We start from the raw sequence: 6,861 nt of genomic DNA, 5'->3' as shown, positions 1-6,861 counted from the left end.
CAACGGGTCTGATCACCCGGCAGTGTTCATTGAGTTCGACCGACGATCTCGGCCGCTATTTCACTACTCACTCGGTTCTTGGCCGGCTCCGGAATATCTTCACCTAATTCCACCAGCAGATCAGCGATCCGCGCACGAACGTCGGAAACCTTTTCAGGAAACGACAATTCGGCGTAAGCGCGCAAATTTCGTGACGACAGATACCGCAGCGGAAGGCCGGGCATAAAGTAGTCGAAGAAATGATCACCATTGCGGGGGAGATCGTATGTTTCGGACATCGCGATCAAATCGTCGAAGAGCGCATGCAAATTAACCATATCGCGGCGAACCGCGTCGGTGAAAACCCGACTTATGTCGTCTTTCGATGCCCACTCCGCAACAAGGTCGACTATCACCCTGTGTGGGGTGGTGACCGGAACTCCCTCATATACTGTGACATCATCAGGAGTTAGAGGTGCTACGTCGATCCGCATTGCATGCGGAAAATCCCGTTCTTTTTCAGACGTGAAACGCACGACCGGCGATGAGACAGCTCCAATGCCCAATAGAGCGCATGCCGACTCGTGAGACAGGACCGCGTCCTCGGCAGGGGAAGTAGGCCGTTCCCAACTGAACAACTCCGGCTCGAGCGCGAGCCAGGCGGCATATGGATACGCGTATCTGGGCCCGTACGAGCTTCCGGAAAGCTGGTACACCGACCAATCCAGCTCGTGTATCAGGCGGAATCCCTTGAACCGATCGAGCATCGACTCGTCGAGGCCCGCGCGCTTCGCCTGTGCTGCTGTGATCAGGCCATGCTGCCGAATTGCCGCGACCGACAACTGTTGAAATCGCTCTTCCCACATGGATCCGCCCGCGCGCCGACAATGGATACATTCAAAGGTACTGTAGTCGACCGATTCGCTGTGTCACGAACGCACTGACCGCTCGGTGCGTAGGGACATCGCTGCCCGATCGGCTGGGTGGTGGTTGTGGTGAGCCATTCGCGTACTGCGTCGGCTCCCTGGCCGGCGAACTGTGGCATCTACAGGACTGGCCGCGCCCGTGAAGCTGCGTCACGTGCACATGCTGTCGGACACCCTGCAGCCAGTGCTGGGAAAGTGACGGGTAGGCCGGGTCGCCTGCTGTGGGATGCTGTGGGTCTGGCGGCTGCCGGGTTCATCCGGTTCCAGCGCGCGTTCGCGCGGTCCCCACGGATAGACAGCAGCATCCGTCGGCAGCGCTCACGCCGCGATCCCCTCGGATCCGTGACACTATGTAAAGCGGTGGCCCGAAGTGGGCTTCGCGATGATCTCGAGAGGTGAGGAGTCACCCGTGGCGCCGACAGACGTACCGTCGTGGGGGAATCTGAAGGACATGGCGTCCAGTGGCATGCTGCAGCTGGAGGACAGCGCTGTCGACGACTGTATCAAAGCGACCAATGCCGTGGTCGGTCGTCTTCTTGCGTTGCGGGCGCATATCGCTCGGCTGTCCGATATGGCCGCGTTCGCGCCCAGCCTCGGCTCGAGCAATACGCTTGCTCAGAAATTCGTCAAAAGCGCGGAAGTGCTCGACGATATTCTGAAGGATCATCTCGCAATACAACGAGACATGGCGGACACCTTCCTTGCCGCCGGGAAAGCGTACATCAGGGCCGAGGTCGACAGCGCGGAGCAGCTCGACCGAATCCGATCATTGAACGACATACCGCCGATAACAGATAAGCCGGGGACGTTCAAAAAAGATCCGAAATCGATTGAGGCGCAGTATGTCTCGCCAGGGTTTTTGGGCTGGAAGAAAAAAGAAGACGGAAAGATCAAAAACCCCAACGGATACGCCAACGGCGCGTTCGTGGGAGACCTTCCCAAGAAGTTGAAAGGCTATTCGGGAAGCAAATTCCTTGGGACGCCCGCGGAAGGTGAAAACCCACAGGCGTGGGATTACAACCGTTTCTACTCCATCGGTCAGGAGATCGATTGGGAAACAGCTGCGAACCGTGCGGGCCTGTGGAACTGGATGGCCGGGGAACTGGACGACGTGTTCACGACTTTCGTCAACGACGTCGGTGCGGTGACGAATGGGGGAAAATGGCACAGCGACGGTGCAGCTGCCGCGGGAAGCGCGACGAATCAGTATGTGAACGACACTCAGGACCTCAGAGAGAAAATGGGCCTGATCGGCGCAAACCTCTCGTACACCGCAGGGTGGCTGCAGCTCACGAAGTCCAGCATGCCGACCAGCCCCCAGGACATGTCCGGGCAAGAAATACAGCAGCCGTCGGGGACCGTGGTATCGGCACCGGGAGCCGGCGCTCCGGTGGGTACCGAATATCCTGACCAGACTCCTATTTATCGAGCGAATTTCAAGAACACGTATCTTGTCGGCCTTCCCGAATCCGATAGCTCCGTGCCGGATCTTCCCTTCCCGAAGAGTCCGGTGTCTGGAGGATTGAAGGGCGACTCCGGGCCATCGACCACATCGGGTGGTCCCGGCCTCGGTCCTGGCACCGGCCCTGGCACTGGTCCCGGCCTCGGCCCTGGCACTGGCCCCGGTATCGGTCCAGCGATCGGTGGGAATGCGACATGGCAGGGGCCGGTGTCCTCGATCGGTCAGCAAACTCCCTCGCAGGCAACTGGCCCGTCAGCGCAGGAGGTGGCACGGCAACGGGCTGCGGACGCTCAGTTTCAGCGCGATCAGCAGGCAGCGGCACAGCGACAGGCAGCAGCGCAGCGACAGGCCGCGGATCAGGCAGCTCAACAGGCGGCGCAACAGGCTGCTCAACAGGCCGGGCTCGCCGGACAACAGGGCCTACAGCAAGCGATGTCGGCTGCGCAACAGGCCGCGCAGCAGGCGATGTCGGGTATGCAACAGGCGGCGCGGCAAGCTGGAATGCCGGGCCTGCCCGCGGGTGTGGATCCCAAAACGGGCCTTCCCAAACTGGGTGGCACCGCGGGTGCAGGTGGCAACGTGAGCGGTGGGGTGGGGTCGAGCCCCGTGGCCAAAGAACTGAGTCAGACATCGAAACTGTTCCCACGAGCAAACATCGCCGCTGGTCCGGCCGGAACTACCTGGGGTGGGCGCGCAGGTATGACCCCGCTCACCGGTATGCCGGGCTCTCCGGGTGCCGCCGGTGCGCCAGGACGAGGCGCGGGACAGGGGGACAACGAACACAAGCGGCCCACCTACCTCGAATCCACCGAACACCTCGAAGAGGCGCTCGGGGAAGCACCGAGAGTCGTCAAACCAGTAGTGGAGAAATGAATCGGACCTGGGAACTCACCGATCTGGAATTCGTTGTCGCCTGGGAGGATGTGAAAGGAGATTTTTTACCTCATCCCTTCGTGTTCACCAGCCGCACGCCGCTGTGGAACGATTATCTGCGTGAGCAGCGCGAGGTCAGGGAAAACCTGAAAACGAAGCTGGACGGTTCTTTTTCCGAGGTGCTCGACATGCTCGCCCAGCCGGATATCCGCCTCGAAGTGGCCGGCTGGGACAGCCGCAACAGCGAGGATCCGAAGAGCTGTATCCGCATCATCGCCGCCCGGCTCGACGCTCGTGCGGTCCTGGCAACTCAATTGCCCGGAGAGACGGTGCGACACAGTGGTGGTTACACGTTCACCGAAATAGACCCGCTGTCGCTGGCCGATGCTGTCGTGAAGGCTCTACCCGAAGCCGGAGCAGGGCAACGCCCTGAAGTGGTGCTCGCAGCTGCCGCCACAACCGAAGCCGGTTTCGACTATTCCTACCAGGAGTCGGAAGTGTTCGATTCTTTCGATGACTCGATCGGGCGCCGCTCCGACGATTTCCTGGCCGCGCCGACCGCGTTGATGGGCGTGGTCAGGGTTGTCCAGGGCCGGTCGAGATTCGGCCCACGGGGCATTGTCAGCCGCACCCTTCGTTGGCGAGATCTCGTCGACGACGGCCGCTACCTGATCACCGAGGACAACCCGCCGGTTGCCCGCGGGGCCGACGCCAAGCGGATGACGGCAACACTGAACTCCGAGATCGCTACCGTGATATCGGCAATCAAGGATCAGCGAGTCTAGCTCCGATCACCGCGGTTTCTCTCGCGTCTTCATGGCAGGCGGGCTGACGATGTGAGATGTTGTCAGACCTCCCAAACATGGTGAGTACGGGTGCGTCTAGAGGCCTACACTTGTCGAGCAGCACGAGCGGATGAGAGATGACATGTGGTCGGTCACGTCCAAGAGTGGGTCGATCTCGATCGAGACCACCGAACAGGGTTTGCCCGTTGGTATCAGGGTCGAACAGGATGAGTTGCACCGCCCGCCGGCGGAGTTGGCGGCCGAAATCGTCAGATTGTGCAGACAGTCGGCGAACCGAGCGGGACTGGCGCGCCGAGCGGAGTTGGCGGCGGCGGGGCTGTCCAGCGACGTCCTGGCGCTGACCGGGCTGCCGAAACCGGAAGACGTCGCCCAGCAGGAACTGGCCGAGGAAGCGGAATACGAAGTCGAACCGCAGAGTTGGTTGAGGTCGGTATGAACCAGGCGATGGACGAGTTGGAGGCCCGCGCGAACCGGACATTGAACCGGTTGCGTGATCTTGCCGATCAAATGGCCGAGGTCCGGGTCCGTGAGACCTCGTCGGACGGCGCGATCACGGTGGTGGTCGACGGCAACGGCACGCTTCAGGATCTGACGTTGTCGACGGCGATTGCGAAATTGACGCCTGCGGAGTTCGAGCGAGTTCTGGTCGGCACGGCCGGACGGGCGGCGCAGCGTGCCTTCGCCGAACGTGGCGACCTGGTCAACGCATTCAACGAGGAACTCCGGGAGTAGTCGGTCGAGGCTCGTAACGGATGGTTAGACGAGTATTGGCCGGGCGTTCGCTGACCCAGTGGGCCGGACGGCCGGTAAACTCCACGATAGATCAATTATCTTCCAGCAACCGAGGATTCCGATGAACGAGCTCGTAGTTACATCCGATGCGATCCGCCGATACGCGGATGCATCGGCGACCATGGCTGCCGATGTTCTGGTTGCCGGAGCGACGAATCAAGCCGCTACCCTCGCTGCTGCGGTCCCGGTCTTCGGGCTGATCGGCCAGGATTTCCTGGCCGCCTTCGCGGTCGCCCAGGCGAACAATTTGTCATCGACCACCGAGCTGGCCTATGTGCATGCGATGACAGCGGTGGCAGCACATGAAAGTGCCGCCTTGTACGACAGTACTGAAGCCGCGTCGGTATCGGACTTCGAGACGATCAACAGAAGCATATGACAGCGCCTCTCGACCAGTCGGTGCTGGACGTTCTACGCCAGAGCGCGGTCGGGCCCATGCTCGATCGGCCGGTGAACGATGTGCTGAAGGATATGGGGCTACCGCCGCTGCCGGAGATCACGGGATTACCGCCCCTACCAGAACTTCCGCCGCTACCGGTCATCGATCTCAGTGTGCTTGCCAAGCCACTCACCGATTTGGCCAGTAGTTTCGGTACCGGGCAGCTTCCCGCCGCCGCCCCCGCCGATGCTGAAACCCCGGCGGCCCATCCGGCCGGGGCGCCGCCTCCGATCGACCCCGCGCTGGCGCTGTCGCAGGTGTCCACCGTGGTGCAGACAGCGATGTCGCTCGGTGCGTCGGCGCTGCAGATGGCCATGTCACTGTGGCAGGGCATGGGGGCTTCCGCGGCGGGTGAGAAGGCGGGACAGGCCGCCGCCGACGGCGCGGCGATTTCCGCGCAGAGCGCACAGACCTCGGCGGGTGTCACTGCCGCGGCGGGCAGTGTGTTCCAAGGCGCGACGATGATGTCTGCGATCATCGCGAAGTTCATGTCCTCGCTCGCGGCATCGGCACCTTTCCTCGGTACACCGCCCGGCCAGGTCTTCGTGGTCGCGCTGACCACTGAGACACTCGCGGAGGCGACCGCAGTTGTCGCAAAAACCCGTGGTGAATTGACAGTGCACAGCGGGGCCATGACCCAGACCGGAACCAAGGTGCCGGTCACCGGTGCGCCGAGGAATGTGGACCCTACGCAGACCATCCAGCAGTTGATGCAACTGGTTCAACCGTTGACCCAAATGGCGACAACGGGCGCGCAGGCGCTGCAGAAAGCGCAAACGGCTCTGAACCTCCCGAAATCGGTGACCGACCCCGAGGACAAGGAGCGGCTGGAGGCCGCGCGCGGCGGGCTCGGTGCCGCGGGCGGCGCTCCGGGGGGTGTTGGTGTCGGCAGCGCTGCCGCCCAGCCACGCCCGTTGACTCCGTGGGCAGGTGCGCGGGCAGGAGGCTCCCTCGGCTCCGCCGGAACCAGCGTGCCGGTCGGCACCGAGCCGGCTGTGTCTTCGTCGGCTTCTACCGCACGCAGTGTGACGTCCGGCCCGAGCATGATGCCGGTGGGCGGCGCCGCGAGTGCAGCGGGTATGGCGGCACGTTCTGGAGAACAGTCGACCGAAGGCCTGCGCGGGCTGCTGGTGACCGAGCAACACGGCAACGAGGTGGTCGGTGAGATCGAAGGTGCCTCGCTGCCGGTTGTCGGCGGGAACGAACGTGTCACGGCCCCCTCGGATTCCGACCCGCCGGACAAGGCGCTCACCCTCTGATTAGGAGCAGACCATGGAATTCGAACCCGCCGGGGCCCGGCGGTCGGCGACAGCGTTGGATGCGCTCGCAGCCCGGTTGGAAGCCGATCTGCAACGGCAATCGCCTGCACTGGCTGTCGTTCCCGCTGGCACAGACGAAGTGTCGGTGCGCGCTGCGCAAACACTGCGTGGCGTCGCCGCTTCCTACGACGAAGCGGCTGCCGCGGGCATTCTGGAGATCAGGAAACTGGCCGCTGCTCTGCGTTCCCATACCGACGGGCTGGTCCGGATGGACGACGACAACGCGAGCAGTTTCAGAGCAGCGACTCAATAGCGAGGTACGTTC

8 protein-coding genes are annotated in these 6,861 nt (G+C 62.6%); 7 read left to right on the top strand and 1 reads right to left on the bottom strand.

What is annotated here, in order from left to right; genetic code table 11:
* Window positions 1-26 precede the first annotated feature (26 nt).
* A complete protein-coding gene (locus tag B0T44_RS26475) occupies window positions 27-845 on the bottom strand; it encodes a hypothetical protein (protein WP_139347626.1) in 819 nt (272 codons plus the stop codon).
* A gap of 469 nt (window positions 846-1,314) precedes the next feature.
* Here B0T44_RS26475 and B0T44_RS27085 point away from each other — a divergent pair, with 469 nt between their 5' ends.
* The 7 genes from B0T44_RS27085 (at window position 1,315) to B0T44_RS09390 (ending at window position 6,849) form a co-directional block, all read left to right on the top strand.
* On the top strand, window positions 1,315-3,240 hold the full coding sequence (locus tag B0T44_RS27085) for a hypothetical protein (RefSeq protein WP_175647904.1): 1,926 nt from the start codon (window positions 1,315-1,317) through the stop codon (window positions 3,238-3,240).
* Window positions 3,237-4,025, top strand: coding sequence for an ESX secretion-associated protein EspG (locus B0T44_RS27080; protein ID WP_077114437.1), 789 nt, complete (start codon window positions 3,237-3,239; stop codon window positions 4,023-4,025). The genes B0T44_RS27085 and B0T44_RS27080 overlap by 4 nt, the downstream gene beginning before the upstream one ends.
* A gap of 142 nt (window positions 4,026-4,167) precedes the next feature.
* Window positions 4,168-4,482 carry a hypothetical protein gene (locus B0T44_RS09410; RefSeq protein ID WP_077114439.1) on the top strand — a complete coding sequence of 105 codons (315 nt, stop codon included), beginning with the start codon at window positions 4,168-4,170 and terminating at the stop codon, window positions 4,480-4,482.
* An 8-nt stretch (window positions 4,483-4,490) separates the two neighbouring features.
* Window positions 4,491-4,778, top strand: coding sequence for a YbaB/EbfC family nucleoid-associated protein (locus B0T44_RS09405; protein WP_254854113.1), 288 nt, complete (start codon window positions 4,491-4,493; stop codon window positions 4,776-4,778).
* A 181-nt stretch (window positions 4,779-4,959) separates the two neighbouring features.
* Entirely contained in the window at window positions 4,960-5,217 is a 258-nt protein-coding gene (locus B0T44_RS09400; protein WP_081511848.1) for a hypothetical protein, read from the top strand.
* Window positions 5,214-6,536, top strand: coding sequence for a hypothetical protein (locus B0T44_RS09395; RefSeq protein WP_077114445.1), 1,323 nt, complete (start codon window positions 5,214-5,216; stop codon window positions 6,534-6,536). The genes B0T44_RS09400 and B0T44_RS09395 overlap by 4 nt, the downstream gene beginning before the upstream one ends.
* Before the next feature lie 13 nt (window positions 6,537-6,549).
* Window positions 6,550-6,849 (top strand): PE family protein, encoded by a 300-nt coding sequence (locus B0T44_RS09390; protein ID WP_077114446.1) that lies wholly within the window; start codon window positions 6,550-6,552, stop codon window positions 6,847-6,849.
* The last annotated feature ends 12 nt before the right edge of the window (window positions 6,850-6,861 follow it).

Origin of the sequence: Nocardia donostiensis, from assembly GCF_002081715.1 — a bacterium.
Taxonomy (GTDB): Bacteria; Actinomycetota; Actinomycetes; order Mycobacteriales; family Mycobacteriaceae; genus Nocardia; species Nocardia donostiensis.
This window is presented reverse-complemented; position numbering and strand designations above follow the sequence as displayed.